The sequence below is a fragment of the Alloacidobacterium dinghuense genome (assembly GCF_014274465.1).
In the GTDB taxonomy this organism is placed as follows: Bacteria; Acidobacteriota; Terriglobia; order Terriglobales; family Acidobacteriaceae; genus Alloacidobacterium; species Alloacidobacterium dinghuense.
In genome coordinates this window covers 1,855,856-1,876,079 of the sequence record NZ_CP060394.1, presented here as the reverse complement: position 1 = coordinate 1,876,079, position 20,224 = coordinate 1,855,856, and the positions used below count along the sequence as shown (strand labels likewise).

General features: G+C 55.0%; 14 protein-coding genes. 11 read left to right on the top strand and 3 right to left on the bottom strand.

The genetic code is table 11. The features are described 5' to 3' along the window. Nucleotides 1-3 precede the first annotated feature (3 nt). The 10 genes from H7849_RS07555 to H7849_RS07510 all read left to right on the top strand — a co-directional run bounded on the left by H7849_RS07555 (nt 4) and on the right by H7849_RS07510 (nt 12,863). A complete protein-coding gene (locus H7849_RS07555) occupies nt 4-855 on the top strand; it encodes a DUF4097 family beta strand repeat-containing protein (RefSeq protein WP_186745394.1) in 852 nt (283 codons plus the stop codon). A gap of 216 nt (nt 856-1,071) precedes the next feature. Beyond that, entirely contained in the window at nt 1,072-2,580 is a 1,509-nt protein-coding gene (locus tag H7849_RS07550; RefSeq protein ID WP_251106680.1) for a B12-binding domain-containing radical SAM protein, read from the top strand. Continuing rightward, nucleotides 2,580-4,088, top strand: a complete 1,509-nt coding sequence (locus tag H7849_RS07545) for a B12-binding domain-containing radical SAM protein (RefSeq protein WP_251106679.1) — start codon at nt 2,580-2,582, stop codon at nt 4,086-4,088. The genes H7849_RS07550 and H7849_RS07545 overlap by 1 nt, the downstream gene beginning before the upstream one ends. After that, nucleotides 4,089-5,486, top strand: coding sequence for a B12-binding domain-containing radical SAM protein (locus H7849_RS07540; RefSeq protein WP_186745390.1), 1,398 nt, complete (start codon nt 4,089-4,091; stop codon nt 5,484-5,486). Then, entirely contained in the window at nt 5,483-6,292 is an 810-nt protein-coding gene (locus tag H7849_RS07535) for a class I SAM-dependent methyltransferase (RefSeq protein WP_186745388.1), read from the top strand. Before H7849_RS07540 ends, H7849_RS07535 begins: the two co-directional genes overlap by 4 nt. A gap of 161 nt (nt 6,293-6,453) precedes the next feature. After that, nucleotides 6,454-7,296: a class I SAM-dependent methyltransferase gene (locus tag H7849_RS07530; RefSeq protein ID WP_251106678.1), complete on the top strand. Its 843-nt coding sequence runs from the start codon at nt 6,454-6,456 to the stop codon at nt 7,294-7,296. Beyond that, complete coding sequence (locus H7849_RS07525) at nt 7,293-8,756, top strand: B12-binding domain-containing radical SAM protein (RefSeq protein ID WP_186745387.1); 1,464 nt, start codon at nt 7,293-7,295, stop codon at nt 8,754-8,756. Before H7849_RS07530 ends, H7849_RS07525 begins: the two co-directional genes overlap by 4 nt. After that, nucleotides 8,753-10,711, top strand: a complete 1,959-nt coding sequence (locus H7849_RS07520) for a methyltransferase domain-containing protein (protein ID WP_186745385.1) — start codon at nt 8,753-8,755, stop codon at nt 10,709-10,711. Before H7849_RS07525 ends, H7849_RS07520 begins: the two co-directional genes overlap by 4 nt. Then, nucleotides 10,696-11,739 (top strand): radical SAM/SPASM domain-containing protein, encoded by a 1,044-nt coding sequence (locus tag H7849_RS07515; RefSeq protein WP_186745383.1) that lies wholly within the window; start codon nt 10,696-10,698, stop codon nt 11,737-11,739. Before H7849_RS07520 ends, H7849_RS07515 begins: the two co-directional genes overlap by 16 nt. 284 nt (nt 11,740-12,023) lie before the next feature. Beyond that, on the top strand, nt 12,024-12,863 hold the full coding sequence (locus H7849_RS07510; protein WP_251106677.1) for a DeoR/GlpR family DNA-binding transcription regulator: 840 nt from the start codon (nt 12,024-12,026) through the stop codon (nt 12,861-12,863). 29 nt (nt 12,864-12,892) lie between these two features. Here H7849_RS07510 and H7849_RS07505 read toward each other — a convergent pair whose 3' ends face one another. Both H7849_RS07505 and H7849_RS07500 read right to left on the bottom strand, forming a co-directional pair. Next, entirely contained in the window at nt 12,893-14,296 is a 1,404-nt protein-coding gene (locus tag H7849_RS07505) for an APC family permease (RefSeq protein ID WP_186745381.1), read from the bottom strand. A 78-nt stretch (nt 14,297-14,374) separates the two neighbouring features. Beyond that, a complete protein-coding gene (locus tag H7849_RS07500) occupies nt 14,375-15,508 on the bottom strand; it encodes an SIS domain-containing protein (protein WP_186745380.1) in 1,134 nt (377 codons plus the stop codon). Nucleotides 15,509-15,724: 216 nt separating this feature from the next. On the opposite strand from H7849_RS07500, the gene H7849_RS07495 reads away from it, so the two are divergent. Continuing rightward, nucleotides 15,725-16,693, top strand: coding sequence for a carbohydrate kinase family protein (locus H7849_RS07495; RefSeq protein ID WP_186745378.1), 969 nt, complete (start codon nt 15,725-15,727; stop codon nt 16,691-16,693). A 57-nt stretch (nt 16,694-16,750) separates the two neighbouring features. Here the strand turns inward: H7849_RS07495 and H7849_RS07490 are convergent, their stop codons facing one another. Further along, on the bottom strand, nt 16,751-20,185 hold the full coding sequence (locus H7849_RS07490; RefSeq protein WP_186745376.1) for a TonB-dependent receptor: 3,435 nt from the start codon (nt 20,183-20,185) through the stop codon (nt 16,751-16,753). Nucleotides 20,186-20,224: the final 39 nt, after the last annotated feature.

The window sequence follows — 20,224 nt, the reverse complement described above, 5'->3', positions numbered from 1 at the left end:
GTTATGCATCTTCATAAAGCACTCGCGCTAACGGCGCTGCTGTTGACGCCTGCGGCACTTCTTGCAGCAGACGGAACCTTCGACAAGACGCTGCAGACGAACGGGGCGGTTACGCTCTCCGTGAATACTGGTTCCGGTTACATCCACATCACGCCCGGTTCGGATTCGAGCGTTCACATCATTGGCCACGTGCACGCGGCTAAATGGAACAGCTGGATAGATAGCGGTTCGCCGGAGGAGAGAGTTCGCCAGGTCGTGGCGAACCCACCAATCGAGCAAACCGGAAACACCATCAGTATCGGCAAACATACCGAGTACAAGAACATTTCGATCGACTATGACGTCACGACGCCAAAGGGCACCGATCTTTCCGCGAATAGCGGATCCGGAGACATTCACGTTTCCGATCTGAGCGGCCCTGCGAAGCTCAATACCGGGTCGGGCTCCATCGATGCCTCCGGCTTAAGCGGGCGAACGGCATTGCAAACTGGATCAGGTGATATCCGTGCAGAGCTGCAATCGTCCACGGACGTGAAAGCTGAGACTGGCAGCGGCTCCATCCGTCTGAAGGGCGTGCAGGGCGAGCTCTATGCTGAAACCGGCTCGGGCGATATTGAAGTTCAGGGACAGCCTACATCGTCCTGGCGACTACAGACCGGATCTGGTTCGGTAACTCTCGGCACGGGCAGTGCGCGGTTTTCACTGGATGCGCAGACGGGCTCGGGCTCCGTCCATAGCGATCCGCCGATCACCACGCACGGAAGCTTCGAGAAGCACCACATTACCGGTGATGTGAACGGTGGCGGTCCCACTGTGCGTGTCGAAACTGGCTCCGGCGATATTCGGATCCATTGACTCATTTGAGTCATAGGGCACAGCTTTCCAATAACACTGGGCCAAATCGGAGATGAACCGGTTTGGCTCATTGCCCATCTAACCTAAACTCTTTCCCTCCTGATTTATTCCAGCCATCACTCCAATTTTGATGAATTGATGACATTCAACTGACAATCCTGAGACATATCCAAGCGTTGCGTTTCTTACTCTGTAACCACCAGCATGAAGCGCAACTTGAAAAAATCTCGGAAAATCGTCTTCTTTTTCCCTTCGTTCGCGAGTTCCGAAGCTACGGCTCCGCTCGGGATTCTAGCTGTTGCCACTCCTCTGCTCCGTGCCGGCTTTGAGGTAGTGCTGATCGATTCCACAATCACCCCAAATTTCAAACAGCGGGTGCTCACTGAGGTCCAGGACGCACTTTGTCTCGGCATCTCTCTCGTAACAGGCCCCATGATTCGGGAAACGGTCGAGATCGCAAAGGCCATCAAGGCCTGGAACCCCGACTTCCCGATCATCCTCGGTGGATGGCATCCGTCCCTGCTTCCCAAGCAGACGCTTGAGGCGCCTTACCTCGACTACATCGTTCGCGGTCAGGGCGAGGACTCACTCCTTGAGCTTATTCAACACATTGCGAGCGGCTCCGCGCCGGACTTTGTAGCTGGCATCGGATTCAAGCGCGACGGGCGGATGATTATGACCCCTGAGCGGCCTCTGAGACAGCTCGTCGAAATGCCACCCAAGGCCTATCACATTGCTGACTTCGATGCTTACGAGCGTACTTGCGGTAGGCGCTGGGCAATGTATACATCCAGCCTGGCGTGCCCATTCAATTGTGCGTATTGCACAAACGCGGGCGTCTACGGGCGTAAATGGAATGCTCTGCCCGCTGAGCAGTTTGTGGAGGAGACAGTTGATCTCAGTCGCAGGTACGCACTGGAGATGCTCTGGATCGTCGATGACAATTTCCTGGTTGATCTCGATCGTGCGCGGGCGATAGCCGAGGGTCTGGTGCGAGCCAATTCGCATTATCGCTGGAGCATTCAGGCGACGACCAATTTAACCTCGCGACTCTCGACCGAGGACCTGAAGCTGCTGCGGCGTGCCGGGCTTCATCAGGTCTGTCAGGGAGCGGAATCAGGGTCGCCCACAGTGCTGAAAGCAATGCAAAAGAGCTGGCAGGACGTTGAATCGATTTACGAGAGTGCCGCGCGTTGCCTTGAGGCTGGTATTCGTCCCTCCTTCAACATCATCTTCGCCTTTCCGGGAGAAGGGAGAAAAGAACGGCGTGAAACCATCAACTTCATGATGGACATGTGCCGCCGCCTTCCCGGCACTGAGTTTTGGACCAACATTTTTACACCGTATCCAGGCTCGCCAATCTTCGACAAAACAGAGAAACTTGGCATTGAGGTTCCAAAGTCTCTAGAAGAATGGGCGGATTTCTTTCCGCGCTACACCCGGCTGCCGTGGCTGGATGGAGCCGAGCACAAGCGCCTGCAGGTAACGAGGGACTATCTGCGCATCGCCTTTGACCGCATTCCAATTGCAGCGGACAAACGCGGCACAATCACTCGTCTCGCGCAAAAGTGTATTTCGTTCCCTGCTCGTTGGAGACTCGACCGCGATATCTACAAGTTCCCTGTCGAACTGTGGGTGAACAACAAGCTGAAGAAGTACACGGCAATGAAACCGGCCGTGGATGCAAAGCGACTTGCGAATACTCCGGCGGAGGCGGCGTGCTGATGAGCGGCGTTGAAATGCAGGAACCCGCTGATGTGCTGCTTACGCACTCGTATCATCTTCCGTACGACCAGAAGCAGATGCGTAAGATGCAGCCGTACTCGCCGATTGGAACGTTGTATGCGGCTACTGCGCTGCGGGCAAAGCATATATCTGTTGCCGTCTTCGACCCGATGCTTGAGGACCCGATTGCCGGCATACAACGCGCGATCGAGGCTCATCGCCCGCGAATTGTCACTATCTACGAGGACGACTTCAATTTCCTCTCCAAGATGTGCCTGACTCGGATGCGTGAGGTTGCATTCGAGATTGCCGCAATGAGTCGCTTGAGCGGCGCCACCGTGATCGCTCATGGCTCGGATGCGACAGACAATGCCAGACTGTTTCTTGAGAATGGCATCGACTACATTCTGCAAGGAGAAGCCGAGCAGACGCTGGCAGAGTTGTGCTCAGCTCTTTTGCGCTCAGAGCCTGTCGGCGACATTCCCGGGCTAGTGCGACTCGACGTACAAAGACGACTGGTGCACACTTCGCAGAGGTTTTCACGAAATCCGGAATGGGCGAATCTGGCAGCACCTTCACGAAACCTAATCAATCTTGAACCCTACCGCAAAGCGTGGAAGGAGGCACACGGATACTTCTCGGTGAACATGGTTGCCGGAAGAGGATGCCCATTCCATTGCAACTGGTGCGCCAAGCCGATCTCGGGGAACAAGTATCATCTGCGTCCTGCGGTAGAAGTCGCCGAAGAAATGCGCCAGCTTAAGAAGGTGGCACGGGCCGAACACATCTGGTTCGGCGACGACATCTTTGCTCTCAATCAGCACTGGATGCAGGAATTTGCAGCAGAAGTAAAGGCTCGAAACGCTTCACTGCCGTTTAAGGTTCAATCGCGTGCGGATCTGATGAGCGAATCAACCGTCGCGGCGCTGAAGTCGGCTGGATGCACCGAGGTGTGGATGGGGGTGGAGTCCGGATCGCAAAAGATTCTGGACGCCATGGACAAGCGGCTGAAACTCTCGTCAGTCGTTACCGCACGTCAGCGTCTGCAACATGCCGGCATCCGCGCCTGCTATTTTCTCCAGTTTGGATATCCAGGTGAGAGCTGGCACGAACTCCAGGAGACAATCGCGTTTGTCCGCAAAACGCGGCCCGATGACATCGGCATTTCTATCTCGTATCCGCTGCCTGGCACTGTCTTCTATCAACGCGTGCAGGCGGAACTAGGAGCAAAGCGGAACTGGACGGACAGTGATGACCTCTGCATCATGTTCAAGGCTGCGTACACAACTGATTTTTACCGCGCTGTGCGCGATGCGTTGCACGCAGAAGTCAGCGGTTGGTACTCAACATCTGCCATATCCTCTCTTTCCACCGCCGAAGAGTTGTGGCAACGCGTCCATCTGTTGGAACCTTTGAGCAGAAACGCGGAGTTCACAGAACTGGCCCCGCACGCTACAGAATCAGGGCTGTTTCCGGTGAGCGGATTGATTGCTGCGAGGAGTGCGTGAATGCGCGATCTTCTGCTTACTCACGGGTACTTCCTATTTGAAGACCCAAAGGAGCGGCAGATTATGAAGCCGTACGCTCCCTTGGGAATTCTCTACATCTGCTCCCATCTTCGGAACAAAGGTTTCGCCGTAGATGTCTTCGACACAACATTTTCCAGTCGCGAAGAACTCTTTACCCTGCTTCGCACTGAAAAGCCATCTCTGTTAGGTGTATATGCAAACCTGATGACGCGCAGCAATGTCATTGAGATTCTTGGCGTTGCTCGCGAAGCAGGATGGAAGACCGTAGTAGGCGGCCCTGAGCCGGGCGCCTACACGCTTGAATATCTGCAGGCTGGCGCTGATTTTGTCGTCTCGGGTGAAGGCGAACTGACGCTCGAAGAGCTTCTGGAGGCCATGCGCGCGGGCGAAACTGACTTTTCGAAGGTTGCAGGCCTGGCGTTTCTCGATAGGGATGGGGAGATGCGCCAGATGCCGCCACAAGCCCAGATCGCCAATCTTGATTTGCAGCCGTGGCCCGCGCGCGACGCCATCAATATTCAGCGCTATGTGGACACTTGGCGAACGCATCACGGAAGCGGCTCGATCAATTTCATCACCGCGCGGGGATGTCCTTTCCGTTGCAATTGGTGCAGTCATCAGGTCTTCGGGCAATCGCATCGCCGGCGCGATCCGATTTTAGTTGTGGACGAGGTTGAATGGCTTCTCCAAAACTACTCACCGGATATGGTCTGGGTTTCCGACGATGTGTTCACCATCAATCACGCTTGGCTTCGCTCGTATGCGAACGAGATGCGTCGACGGAATCTGCACATTCCGTTTGAGTGCATCTCACGCGCCGATCGTCTGAATGCTGAAATGTTGGATCTTCTCGCCGATCTCGGCTGTTTTCGTCTCTGGATTGGCTCGGAGAGCGGTTCACAGCGCATTCTCGACGCGATGGACCGCGGCGTGAAAATAGAGCAGGTCCAGAATGCAGTGAAAATGAGCCGCGAGCGCGGCATACAGAGCGGTATGTTCCTAATGTGGGGTTATGAAGGAGAAGACCTCGAAGATATTGAAGCAACGATTCAACATGTAAGCGTGTCACAGCCGGATATTTTCTTTACGACCGTCTCATATCCAATCAAGGGAACGCCTTATTACAAGAAGATATCTGATCGCCTCGTTCAGCTTGAGCCGTGGGGCAAGACCTCCGATCGCGAGTTGAAGGTCAAGGGAAAGCACACGAAGGCCTTCTACAGCTTTGCAGACAAGCTGTTGCGTGACGAAGTGGCTCGCGCGAAGCTTATTCAGAATGATGGCGTAGGCGAACCATCTGAGATTGGCGTTCTCGATCAGCATATTCACGAATGGCGTGCTGGACTGTTGTCTACCTATCACGAGGTCGAACAATGACCGTCGTTCTTGATTCTCCCCACGCTGCAGGCGCAGCGTTCGACACGCTGGCTACCCACTACGATGATTTGTTTACCTTCACGATCATCGGTCGTGCACAACGCGAAATTGTCTGGAATCGCGCAGCTTCAACATTCCTCCCCGGCGACCACGTCCTTGAGATTAACTGCGGTACAGGTGAGGATGCGATCTTTCTCGCTCAGAGAGGCATTCGCATCACAGCTTGCGACGCTTCAGAACAGATGGTTCGACATGCGCGCGCACGACACCAGCTTGAGGTACCGCATTCCCCAATTAGCTTCCAGGTGCTGCCTACTGAGCGCATCCATGAGCTTCCTGAGCAGCATTTTGACGGTGTGCTCTCGAATTTTTCAGGCCTCAACTGCGTCGAAGATTTGCACGGAGTTTCCCGCGATCTTGCCAGAATCGTTCGACCCGGGGCAAAACTCCTGCTGTGTCTCTCAACGCGCTTCTGCCTCTGGGAGGCCCTGCACTACACACTCAAAGGCAACTTTCGCAAGGCCATCCGTCGATGGGGCGGAAAATCCCTCGCCAGCTTTGAAAGGCACCCTTTTTTCGTCTATTACCCGACGCTAGCGTCGCTGCGTAAATCCTTCAGCCCCGAGTTCAGACTACGTTCGATCACTGGTATCGGCATTACGACTCCACCGTCGTATTTGGAAGGCTGGATCTCTGAACACACGCGCCTGCTTGCTGCAATGAAAAAAGTCGACAAACTCCTGTGTGATCTTCCGTTCTTTCGTAGCATCGGAGATCACGTGTTGTTGTCGATGGAGAGAGTGTAATCGTGGCAAGTACACTCTGCGAGATGAGGAGTGAGACCTTGCATGCTGCAGCTGATAGCATCCAGTTGCAGTGTGTCGGCTGTGCTGCTACCCTCGGGCATTTGTCCTTGTGCAAGTCTGCAAACCCAACCGACGTCCATTGCTCAAATTGCGAATTTGTAATGCGCAACGAGAAGGACATCGGGCAGGCGATCCCATCCGCGAGGCTTGCTCACTTCTCTCGGTTTATTGAGGACTATCAAACGATTCGAGCGGCAGAAGGCCGCGGTAGCCTCCAGGAAGATTTCTATCTGAATCTCCCCTATCAAGATGTAACCGGCAAGAACGCATGGCAATGGAAAATCCGCGCACGCACCTTTGACTGCCTTATCAAAAAGGTGCTGCCGCAAATCATTCATGATCGTAAGCAATCGCCGATAGTGCTTGATCTTGGCGCAGGAAATGGATGGATGAGTTATCGCCTTGCACTGGCAGGATACAAGCCGATAGCAGTTGATATTTTGACGAACGATCAAGATGGATTAGGTGCAGCCGTCCATTTCGAAAAGCATCTCGATCATCTATTTCCTCGCTTCCGAGCGGAAATGTCCCGGCTTCCTTTTGCTGATGATCAGTTTGATGCAGTGATCTTCAATGCTTCCTTTCACTATGCCGAGGATGATCAGGCAGCCATACGTGAAGCATTGCGGTGCACCAAGAAGCATGGAGCCGTCATCATTGCCGACTCTCCGTGGTATTCCGCGGCCAAGAGCGGCGAACAGATGGTTGCCGAGCGCCAGGCTGCCTTTACTAAGCAATACGGTACCGCGTCAGACTCAATCGCAAGCGTTGAGTATCTAACGGACAAAAGACTCGCACACCTAGAGCAGGCTTTCAATGTGCGATGGGAGCGCGACACCCCCTTCTATGGACTGCAGTGGACCGTGCGTCCGTTGTTGGCAAAGTTGCGCGGCAGACGTGAGCCCTCGCGTTTCCGGATCTACAGTGCGAGGAAAACTGCGTGATCATTCTCTTCCATCCGCGTGCTACCAAACCTCGCAACTGCCGCCTTCCGCTTGCCATACTGGCTTTGGCTGCTGTCCTGGAAGGCCGTGAAGAGTACGAGATTATTGATGGCAACCTGGACGACAAGCCGGTTGACTCCATTCTTTCTTTCATAGACAGCCGTAAGGTTGATCTCGTCGGCGTTTCCTGCATGCCCGGCCCGCAAATGGTCGCCGCCATGGAAGCTTCGCGAGAGATAAGGCGGCTGCGCCCGCATATCAAAATCGTTTGGGGAGGATACTTCCCTTCTATCTACCCCGACTCAACTTTGAATGCAAAATACGTGGATTTTGTGGTGCGAGGTCAGGGTGAGGAAACACTGCTTGAACTGATCGATGCGCTGCGTGGCAAGCGATCGTTCGACAGTATCCTTGGTCTTTCCTACAAAGACACTTTCGGCCTGCATCGCACGAACGCCGAGCGTCCGATGAAAGGACCAGACAGTTTTCCATGGTCACCATTCCATCGGCTTCCAGTGGAGCAGTATCTTCGCCCATCGTTTTTCGGGAAGCGAACTGCCGTTCATCATGCAAGTATCGGTTGCCCATTCAATTGCAGCTTTTGTGGGGTACACGCAGCCTACGGACGCGAAGAGCGCATGGAGTCGCCAGAGCGAACTGTAGACATACTCAAGCACCTCGTATCCAAATATGGTGCTGACTCGGTCCAGTTCTACGACATGAATTTCTTTCTACGGGAAGATCACGCACGGAAATTGATGGACCTGATGATGCCGCTGAATCTGCGCTGGTGGTGCGAGGGCCGCGTAGACATCATGTCGCGATATTCCGACGAAACGATGGCGACGATCAAAGGGGCTGGTTGCGCCATGATCTTCTTCGGCGCAGAGTCGGGATCGGACTGGGCGCTCAAAGAGATGCAGAAAGGCATCACGACCGAGCAGACGTTGATCATGGCGCGTCGCACTCGTCAGTTCGGCATTATTCCCGAGTTCTCATTTGTCGTGGGTAATCCCAAAGACCCGGAGCGCGATACCCGGGAGACGCTGCGCTTCATCCGCAAGATCAAGCGGATCAATCCTGATTCGGAGATCATTGTTCAGCACTATACCCCGACACCGCAGCGAGGCTCGATGTATGGAGATGTCGATGGACAAATATCCTTTCCCGACACACCTGCGGAATGGGCAACGAAGAAGTGGATGGACTTCACTCTTCGTATTGATACCAGCGCACCCTGGATGAAACGCAAGACGAAGAAGCTCATTGATAATTTTGAGATTGTTGTTGGCTCGCGCTGGCCCACTGTTCAGGACATTCGCGCGCCCCGCTGGAGCAGGACGGTTCTAAAGACTCTCAGCGCCTGGCGCTACGCACTGAGAATTTACAGTTTCCCCATCGAGTTGCAGTGGGCACATCAATTTATCCAATTGCGAAAACCTAAACGTGAGAGCCTGTGAGCGCGATTTCTCAACTTGAAACCAGAACGCAACCGGGAGATGTGTTCTCTGCGTGGGCAAGCGTCTACGATCGGCAAGAAAACCCTCTGCTGATGCTTGAAGAGCGCTACTTATCGCGAATTCTTCCGAGAATAGACGGGCGCGACGTTCTCGACGTGGGTTGCGGCACTGGCAGATGGCTCGCACAGTTCAGCCAATCATCACGACCCCAATCGCTACACGGTGTAGACCCTTCGCCGGAGATGCTTGCACAAGCGGCCGCAAAGCACATTCCGGAGCTACAACTCTCTTTGGCCGGGTCCGCCAACCTGCCGTTCAAAGACTCCACAATGGATGTAATGCTCGCATCCTTTGTTCTGAGCTATGAAGATGATCTGGGCAAAGCCGCCGCAGAATTCGCGCGAGTAGCTCGGCCAGGCTGCGATGTTTTTATATCCGACATGCATCCAGAAACGGCGACGAGCCTTTGCTGGAAGCGGTCATTTCACATAGGCGAATCCGAACTGGAATTGCCCGCGAAATGCTGGGCTCTCTCAGAGATATTGAATGTCTTCAAAGCCGCGGGTTTTTCGGAACGGGCAGTCATAGAACCCGCATTTGGATCGCCGGAGAAAGATCTTTTCGCGTCGCATAACCGCTTGGAGCGTTTCGCCGAGGCAGAGGGGCTTCCTGCGATTTATCTGCTGCATCTCACGAAGCTCGAGGCAGATAATAATCGTTCGCTCGTTCCAGGTGAGGAGAAAGATCGGCTTCTTCTCTCTGGAGCAAGATGCGCTCTAGGGCCACGCGAAGTAATCGCGACGTCCATAACAACGAATAACGGAAGCGTTGAGATAGTGAGCAGTCACCCCCCGACAATTGCCTCTCAGACGATCACGAGCATTGACTTAACCGGCTACCTTATCTTTCCAGGACTGATCAACGCACACGATCACCTGGAATTCGCTCTCTTCCCCAGACTTGGAAGAGGAGGTTACAAGAACGCAGCCCAGTGGGCTCAGGATATTCAGCGGAGTGATGCCGAGATTATCGCTGTACATCGAAGAATTCCGAAGCGCACACGCCTGTGGTGGGGAGGCATTCGCAATCTCCTGAGTGGAGTAACGACCGTCTGTCATCACAATCCCATTGATCCATCCTTATTAGCGCAAGACTTTCCCGTGCACATTGTCTCGGATCTTGGATGGGAACACTCGCTTGCCTTCGCCACAGATATACAGGCCGCGCACTCTAGTAGCGGAGAAGACCGGCCGTTCGTGATTCATGCTTGCGAAGGTATTGACGATCAGTCGAACGAGGAGCTAGTGTCTCTCGACACGCTCGGGGTGTTGGATCAGAAGACGGTGCTCATTCACGGGCTTGCTCTTGATGTTAGAGCAGCAGACTTATTAAACTCTCGTGGCACCTCGCTCATTGTGTGTCCCTCGTCGAATGATTTTCTCTTCGGAAAAACTCCGCGGCTTGAAGTTTTGAATTCAGTTGAACGGCTGGCCCTTGGCAGTGACTCGCCTCTCACAGCGGCAGGAGATCTTTTGGATGAAATCCGCTTTGCGTACGAAACATGTAAGCTGCCAGCGCAAAAGTTGTTTGCCATGGTGACAGACTCTTCCGCTTCGATTCTGCGGATCAAGGATGGCAGAGGCTCGATTCGCTCGGGATCTCCGGCTGATTTGATTGCAGTGCGTGACAGGCAGGGCAGTCCAGCGGAAATCCTTTCTTCGCTTTGTGCAAGTGATATTGAGCTTGTACTGCTGTCAGGGCGCGTACAGCTGGCCTCTCAATTTATCTTTGGGCGTCTGCCAGATGTAGACCGAGACGGACTAGAGCCTCTTTCCGTGGATGGCGATATTCGCTGGCTGCGGGCGCCAATTGAGGATCTGCTACGCGAGTCTGAGAGCGTTCTCGGCGAAGGAGCTGTGCGACTGGGAGGAAAATCCGTATGTCGTCCCAGTTAGTTCACGTCGGGTTGGCTGAAATCAAGCCGACACTGCTCGCATCGGATCGCCTACAGAAATTGCCGATCTTGATCTTGAATGTGCATGAGCGGTGCAACTGCCGCTGCTTGATGTGCGACATTTGGAAGCGCAGCAACGCTGGAGAACTCACCACAGAAGAGCTCACGCGCCACCGAGAATCAATCATCAACTTGGGCGTACGACAGGTTGTGTTAACCGGTGGCGAGCCGCTGTTGCACAGTCACCTTGAAGCGCTCTGCTCTTTTCTGCGGGAATGCGGAGTCACGATCACTCTTCTTTCGACTGGACTGCTCTTAAAGAAACGTGCAGAGTTAGTGGCGACGTTGACGGATGAAGTCATCGTCTCACTCGATGGACCCGAAGAGATACATGATCGCGTGCGTCGCGTGCGCGGCGGCTTTCAGCTCATACGCGACGGTATTCTTGCCCTCCGACAGTTGAACCCCAGCCTGCCAATCCGTGGGCGCAGCACAGTGCAAAGAGCCAACTACTCATCTCTCAGACAAACGGTACAGGCTGCGCGATCACTAGGGCTTGACTCGATTTCATTTCTTGCCGCAGATGTCACCTCGCAAGCATTCAATCGCGAACTAGTGTGGCCTGGAGAACGCCAGAATGAGATCGCGTTATCAGCAACTGAGATTCTGGTGCTGGAGAGAGAGATTGATCTATTGATCAGCGAGCACGGCAATGACTTTAACAGCAGATTCATTGTTGAATCCCCAGAAAAACTTCGCCGGATTGCGCGCCACTTCCGCGCTCATCTGGGGCAAGTTTCCTCGGAAGCGCCAAAGTGCAATGCGCCCTGGGTTTCTGCTGTGGTTGAGGTCGATGGATCAGTGCGGCCTTGCTTCTTTCACCCAAAGACAGGCAGCCTCGAAGCTTCAACACTCGAAGAAGCGCTCAACAACGAGGAAGCGCGAGCCTTCCGAAGCACACTGAATGTCCAGGAAAACTCCACATGCAAGCGTTGCGTGTGCTCGCTTCACTATACGCAGGCGAGTTGAGAACAGCCTGATGTAAGTGCAGTCCTGTCCAAGTGGCGCAGACTGACTCTCTAAAACTGATCAAATTATCGGGAAAACTCCGGCTTCGCGGCAATCGGAGCTGTGCGGGAGACTTTCTGAGCCTTGTCAATCATCGGTTTCGGGGTTAACATTTGCTTTCGTTTTATCGAGTGACTACTTACGCATTATGAAACGAAACAACAGAATGGTAAGTGGATTCGGAGCGGTTCGAAGACCGCAATAAAATGCCAAAGACAACAGAAACTGAAAGGCGAAGGTTGAACATGGTCAAGGCCCACGCTAACGTGCCAGTTAAGAATGCAAACCGCAACGGAGCCATCGAAGAGCAGGTTGCGGATGGAATGATGGCCGAAGAGCGGCGCTCGCAAATTCTGCAGATTGTTCGCAGTGAAGGCCGGGTACGGGTCAATGACCTGGTGAACAAGTTCAACACCTCGGCGGTCACCATTCGCAACGACCTCAATGAACTGCATCAGCGCGGCGTAGTGCTTCGCTCCCACGGTGGCGCGGTGCTCCCCGACCGCATCCTGCGCGAGTCTCCCGTCACCGAGCGGCTAAAGGCCCACGCCGAGGAGAAGCGGCGCATTGGCGCAATGGCGGCCACGCTCATCAACGACGGCGAGACCATCATTCTTGACTCGGGTACCACGACACTTGAAATAGCTCGCCAGCTCAAGAACAAGCAGGCGCTTCAGGTCATAACCAACGGAGTGAACATCGCAGCCGAGTTGCTCGACGCACGCGGTGTAACTACCTTCATCGTCGGCGGCACCGTGCGCGGTGAGTCGGCATCGATTATTGGCCGATCCACTGAAGACATGCTCGAACAATTCTCTGCTGACAAGCTGTTTCTGAGCGGCGCGGGATGCGATCCGGACTTTGGCGTCAGCGGTGCAAATCTCGAAGAGACAACCGTCAACCGGGCGATGCTGCGAATTGCGCGCGAAATCATTCTGGTGGCAGACGCCAGCAAGTTCACCATGCGCAGCATGTCGCGTATTGCCGCTTTTTCCGAGATCGATACCGTCGTGAGCGACACCGGCCTGCGCGATGAAATCCAGGCCAAGGTGCGGTCGCTAGGCTGTACCTTAATCTTGGCGTAGAACGCCGACGCTCTCGCGCGTATGTGTGATCAGGCCTCTTCTGGGGGCACTTCGAAGGTGACGAGCTCAGAGCGGAACCCGCGTGTGCGAATCGCTCCGTAGGTAATTCCTGCAACCATCCACAGCGCCCCGAGAACTAGCGCGGGCCTGCTGAGATGAACCCAGATAAAGCCGCAGATCACAAAGCCGAGCACAGGCACGAACAGATGGCTCAGGTTGCGGTTCCTGCCATGCAGCCAGTAGTGGACAAATGCCGCTGCATTCACTCCCATAAATGCGATGAAAGCGCCAAAGTTCAGCGCCTCCGCACCGATTTCATAGGCGCCTCCTCCGAGACGACTGGAGAAGAATTCAAGAATCCCCGCCCCGGCGAAAGCAAACAGCCCGACCGCCACGATGTTGTTGCGCGGAATACGTCGCTTCGGCTCAATGGCTCCGAAAAATGATTTCGGCAAAGCGTTGCCGCGTCCCATACCGTAGAGCAGGCGTCCAGCGGCGAGCTGCGATCCCATGCCGGACCCCATATTCGCCACCAGCAGTGTGAAATTGATGATCTGAAAGAGTAGCGCACCTCCTGCTTGCCGAGCGATGAGAGCAAATGATGATTCCACCTGATTGCTTGGAAAAGGCTTCGATCCCCAAATCAACTGGGCCGCATACACTTCGACGCCTGATAACAGACCCGTAATCAGGCAGACCAGGACGGTCGCAAGCAGAATATTGCGTCGCGGATTCTCCGCTTCCTCCGAGAGCGTCGATACCGCATCGAACCCGATATAGGTAAGCACTGCGACAGACGTCCCAGCGAAGATGCTGGAAGGGTGAAAGCTTTGCGGATCATAAAAGGGCCGCGTGAAAAATCCGGGATCGTGTTGCATGTGCCAAACTGTTCGGACAACAGAAACCAGAAAGATTGCAACCACGATCACCATGCCCGCGCAGAGCGCTTCGTTCATGCGTGCCGAGGTCTTCACACCACGCAGATTCACCCATGTGAAGAAGGCCGCGAAGATAACGATCCAGACGTAGTAGGACAGTCCGGGAAGAATATTCATCGCCGCCTTTGCGCAAAATGCTGTGCAGATCAGTGGATTCAGCAGGTAATCCATCACCATGCCCCAGCCGACGACATAGCCAAAAGCCGAGTGGATCTCCTGCCCCACATACGTATAGGCTGAGCCTGCGCTGGGATAAACGCGCGCCATACGGCCGTAACTGATGGCTGTGAGCAGCATTGCGACCATCGCGATGAGAATCGAAGTAACAACGTGGCCATTGGCCTTGTTGCTGATGACGCCATAGATTCCCATCGGCGCCGTAGGCTGGATGATCACCAATCCAATGATGATCAGATTCCACAGGCCGAGCGTCCGGTGAAGGCTCGCTGTTCCGCCTTCCGCTGATGCGGAAACTGTCTGTTTCTGTTGCGCCAAGCTCGTGCTCCCAGAAAGATAGATTTGTGCAGTCGCTAGCGCCAGCACATGCGGGAGTCACCTCCGCGCGTACGGGAGTCAGCCTCTGTCGGAGGTCACAGGATAAATTCTGACCCCCTGAACTACACGGTTGATGATACCGTCTGGGCTTGGATTATCAGGATTCAAACCAATACTGAGGCTTAAATGGTATCCGAGAAGCTGTGGCGTGACGATCTCAAAGGAAGTGCGCAAGTCATCCGGCAGATGCGGAGCGACCGCTGGCAGCACGTTGTCGAATAGATCTCCCGCTTCTGCCGCGTTCTCTTCTGTAGCCTGTGTGATGCCTACCAGCCTGCCAATCTTCTTGGCGCGTAACTCGCGAATCAGGTCCACTTCGTACATCCGACGCACCGGATCGTTGGATAGCAGGCACAGGACGAGCGTCTGCGGCTTAACAAAAGACATCGGACCGTGGCGCAACCCGAGAAAACTCTCCGTTACGACGGAAAAGTGTCCCGCGGTCATTTCGAGCAATTTAAGCCCGGCCTCGCAGGTCCAGCCACGAAAGGGCGACGAGGCAAGTATTACGACGCGATCACGAACATCCGCCGAAATGCGCTCGCAACTTATATTGATCGATGGCAGCAGCTCAGCCACCCTCTTGCTCACGGCACCGACAGTGGACGCAATCTCGTCAGATCGCGCAAGAGCGAGCCCAGCCAGCACCAAATTTGAAAAGGAGCTGGTCATCACGAGGCTGCGATCATTTGTCTTCGGATCAAGAACAATCAAGCCGTCCAATCCCGATTGCGACAGAGTACTTTCTTCGTTGCACGTGATCGCTAACTGAAGAATCTCCGGACGCACCGCCCGTACTCGCTTGACTACGGCAGCGCTCTCCGGGCTGTTTCCTGAACGTGCCAGAGAGATGACCACATCCATGTCGGCGAGATAACGCTCGGCGTCCACCAGCAAGTCCGTCGTTGGAACCGCTACGGCCCGCGGCCAGGCCGCGGCGATCGAGGCCGCCGCATAGGCTGAGGTGCCGGCCCCCGTAAGCAGCACCCGCACGTTCGCCAATCTCGTTGTAAGATTCAACTGCTCAACTGCAGCACGAACCCGCTCGACCGTATTAAGCCACAAATCGGGCTGCTGCATGATCTCCTGGAAGGTGTAGAGCGTTTGGATGACGCGATCAAGCTCTGTGCTCGCATGATTGGAAATCGGCATTGGAATATGATTCTCTTTTTTCATTATGCGTGGGCTAGAGGGTATCAAGAGAAATATGCTCTATCTTGTCGCCTTGAAACTATTATGAAACACTACGAAAGTATATCGCTACATTACGTAACCAGCAATCAGTTTCGAGTGATAGATATCGAAGGATGCAGATCTCCTCAATAAACTACGCCTTGTTATATCTTCTCTGGAGCCATGACGAAGACAATGTCTAACTCACAAGTCGCGCAAGCCGACGTCAGTATCGTCGGCGAACTCAACGCGGATCTCATTTTGTACGGCATCCCGCGCGATTTGCCGGAGGAACGGGAAATCCTGGCTAGCGGCTTCACCATGACGCTGGGCAGTTCCTCGGCCATCCTTGCGCACAACCTCTCCGCAATGGGCACCCGCGTGAGTTTCACCTCGCGCATTGGCCCCGACGCGCTCGGCGAGATGTGCTGTCGGCGGCTCCACGAAGTTGGAATTGACTTGAGCGGCGTGGTGCGCTCCACCACCGGAAGTTCTACCGGCGTTACCCTGATTCTGCCCCTGACCGACACACGGCGCATCCTGACCTATCCCGGAGCAATGTTCGAGATGGGCATCGAAGACGTTGACATCGACCGCCTCGCATCCGCCCGGCACTTTCACATGTCGTCGATCTTCCTGCATCGCAAGCTCACTCCCGACATCCCGGAAATATTTCGCGAAATGAAGCGTCGCGGCTTGAGCACCTCGCTCGATACGAACGACGACCCGGAAAATAAATGGGCTGGAGTGCTTGAAGAGGTGCTCACGATCACCGACCTGCTCTTCTGCAATGAAGAGGAACTAATCAAAATCGCCGGGAAAGACGACGTAGAAGCCGCCATGGCACAAGTCGCCGCGAAAGTTCCGCTGCTCATCGTTAAGCGCGGATCGCGAGGCGCCTGCGCGTGGCGTAATGGCAAGCGCATCGATGTGGACGGCATCCGCGTCAACGCCGTCGATCCCGTGGGCGCAGGCGACTCCTTCGACGCCGGCTTTCTCCATCAGTGGGTGCGACAGGCTCCGCTCGAATCATGCCTTGCTTACGGCAATCTTGCCGGCGCATTGTCCGTCACGCGTTCCGGTGGAACCGAAGCCTTCCGCGACGCAGCCTATCGCGAACAGTTTCTCGCCGCTCACTGGCGCGATAAGGCTCTCATTCCCTGAGACGGAACACATCTGCCAGGAAAATTACACCCCACCTTGCTCGCAAAACCATCTGTCCTAGAAGTAGAACTTCAACCCAAATTGGATCAGGCGCGGATCGTTGGCCGCTGTCGTGTAGCCGAAGCTCGGAGTTCCCAGCACCGTCGCATTGTTCGAGTTCTGCGGCCCAGGAGCGGCAAACAGAAAGTTTGGGTGGTTGAACACGTTATAGAACTCGCCGCGAAACTCCACCCTGCGGCTCTCGCCCATGGGAAAAGTTTTCAGCACCGAGAAATCAACGTTCTCAACCCCGGGACCGCGCAGTGTGTTCAGGCCCACATTGCCGAATGAGCCTTCCGCCGGATCCTGAAACGCGCAGGTGTTGAAGAAAGTTCCCGCCACGCACGGATGTCCATTCGCTCTTTGTCCCGGCACCACATCCGGACGCTGCTGTCCGTCGGAGTTTGCAAAGTTGGCATTGGCATCCGTCACCGTGTACCAGGTTCCCGAAGACAGCGTCACGATTCCCGCAAGCTGCCAGTTGCCAATCACCGCGTTGACAAAGGAATTCGCGTCGGATGCAAGCGCCTTCCCTCTACCCACCGGCAGATCCCACCATGCGCTTGCAACCATGCGGTGCCGGTTGTCGAAGTCGAGGTTGCCGTATTCCCACTCCGGATGCTTGCTCCAGCGGAAGCTGTCATTGTTCTGCGCACCGAGATTGGCATTCGACGAATCGCCCAGTGCGTGGCTGTAGGTATAGTTGATCAGCGCTGAAAGCCCGCTCGCGAACCGGTGTTGGAAGCGAAGCTGCAAAGCGTTGTAATTCGAGAAGCCATTCGACTGCAGCCACCCGATGGAGGAATCGACATAGGGGAACGGCCGCCGCGGAGCTGTCGGCGCTGACGGATCTGCTGTAGGCGCCGCCTGGTTCAGGTTAGCGAACGTATAGAGCTTGGTTCCCTTCGATCCGACATAGGCAGCCTCAACAACCGTCTTGTCTCCCAACTCATATTGCAAACTGGCATGCCACTGATCTACGTACGGTGTGCTCAGCTTGCTCTCGGAAAACAAAGCGGGTGTGTTCGGGTCAACCAGCGCATCGCTCGGAAACCCGTTCGACAATTGGCTCAGGCCATCAATCGCGCAGCTTCCGGCATTCGGGTTGTAGGATGACAGGCCGCACGGAGCAACGTAGTTCTCCGTATCAAAGTACGGTGGATTAAACCCCGGGCTGGGATTGCTGTACGGCCCGTTTTCGTCCCCGTTGAAGAAGATGCCGAATGCCGACCGGAAGACCCAGCGCGGACTGAACTGATACGCCAGGCCGACCCTGGGTCCAAAGTTCAAATTGGGGGTAGGGATCAGCGAATCAGATGCCGTGTGATTGACAGGTATTTCCTGCGCCAGTGTGGGAGTGAGCGAGACGTGGCTGTTTGTGGGAATATCCAGCACGCCGGTTATAGCATTGAAATTTGCCTGCGCGTTATTCTCTTCCGTGATTCCAGAGAAAAGCTCGTACCTCAACCCAAGTTCTACCGTCAGCTTGGGCATCGCCCGCCAGTTATCTTGAACGAATGCCGCCCACACCGTACGCCGATAATTAATGTTGTTGATGTTGTTGATGGTCCCGCCGCCGGGCTGACCGCTCAGCAATGTTGCAAACCCGCTGCCGCCCGTTCCTTCATCCGCGGGATTATCCGTGAACTGTGTGCCGAAGTTCATTGAGCCGCGCGACGCGGCCGGTTGCAGAATGGCAAAATGCTCTGGCCGGAAGGATCCGCCCAGCTTGATGCTGTGATTGCCTCGCACAAGCGTCACAGTATCTGTTACCGAATACGTATCCTGACTTTCGTCCGAGGGCAGATACGTCGGGCTTCCAAGGGTTGACATGTCGCTGAACGTCAACTGCGGCAAACCACCATTGTCTGTGCCTGAAACGTACGGCACTCCGGGAAAACCTACCTGCGATGAAACGTCGGTGCCGTAGTTGAACTGGAATCGGGTAGTGTGGAGGTGGTTGTACCCGAACCGCACCTCGTTGACCAGTGACTGGGAAAAGATGTGCGTCTCGCTGGCAGCCACGCTGTACGCATCATTGTTCTCAATGCCGGTGAAGAACCCTCCTCCATCGGCAAGTCCCGGGAAAGGTGATGGAATCGTCGCCGGCTGACGTCCCATGCTGAAGCGATAGAATGCGCTGTCCTTGCTTGAAAACACCTGGTCCACACGCACATCGCCCTGGTTGCGGTCCTTGATCAGTTTGGGGTTCGAGAGATAGTTGTAGCCCAGCCCGCTCGCATTTGGAGCCGGGTAGAGCGCGGCCAGCGTAAGCCCCAGCGAATCGAGTTTCGATTGCGGAATCACATTTGACGGAGTGACTCCGTTCGCCGCATACGCAAAAGGCACACCACAATAACCGGTTGGACTCGCCGCACTGACTTGCGTCTGCTTCGTATCGAATAACTCGCCCGCATACGTCGGTTGACCGTTGCAATCAAGCACGCCGGTTGGAGAAGTGAGATCCAGTTGCGATGAGAAGTCCCCAATCCGCTGCGCTGCAGTTGGTACAAGAGCGGTATTGGTCTGCCCCTGCGAAATTCGAAGCCCCTCGTAATCGACAAAGAAAAAAAGCTTGTTGTGGAGAATCGGCCCACCAAGCGTCGCGCCGAACTGGTTCTGGTGATACGACGGCTGCACCGTGTCGAAGAAGTTCTTTGCATCCAGATTTTGATTGCGCAGGAATTCATAGACTACGCCGTGAAACTGGTTCGTCCCACTCTTAACGGTCGCGTTGACCACCGCACCGGTAGCCCGGCCAAACTCGGCGGAATAAGAATTGGTTTCCACGCGAAATTCCTGCAGCGCGTCGACCGAGGGCATAAACACATAGTTCGCCTCGTTCAGCAAATCGGGCAGATTGGAGTTGTTGTCGATACCATCCAACAGGAAATTGTTCTGCAGGGAACGCGAACCATTCGCACTGAAGCCGTAGCCATTAGAATCGCGTGCCCCGGGCTCGCTGGTCGTTACTCCTACGGTCAGCTGCGCCAGTTGTACCGGATTGCGGCCATTCAAAGGCAGCGTGACCATCGTCTGGCTGTCGATCAGGTGGCTGCGCTCAACCGTGTCAGTTTCAAGCGACGATGCCGCTCCGGTTACTTCTACCGTCGAGGTCACCGCGCCCGGCTTGAGCTCGACATTCACGCGCTGCCGCTGCTGCACGTCGAGCGTTACCGAATCGACTACGCTCTTCTGGAATCCTCCCGCTGTAACCGTAACGCGATAGGTCCCGATGTGCACAGGACTGGCATACCATTCGCCATCTTTATTCGATGTCACATGGTAGGTGTAGTTCGTTTCGATGTTCATTACATCTACAGCAGCCCCTACAACGGACGCTCCGGAGCTGTCCGCCACCCGTCCTTCAATCGACGCGGTGTCGAGCTGGGCGAAACTTTCTGCAACGCAGGTACCGAATAAAAACAGGAGAAGACAAGATATGCGCTTCATTTTGCTTCGCATTCCTTTCAACCAGAGAGGGACGAGCTC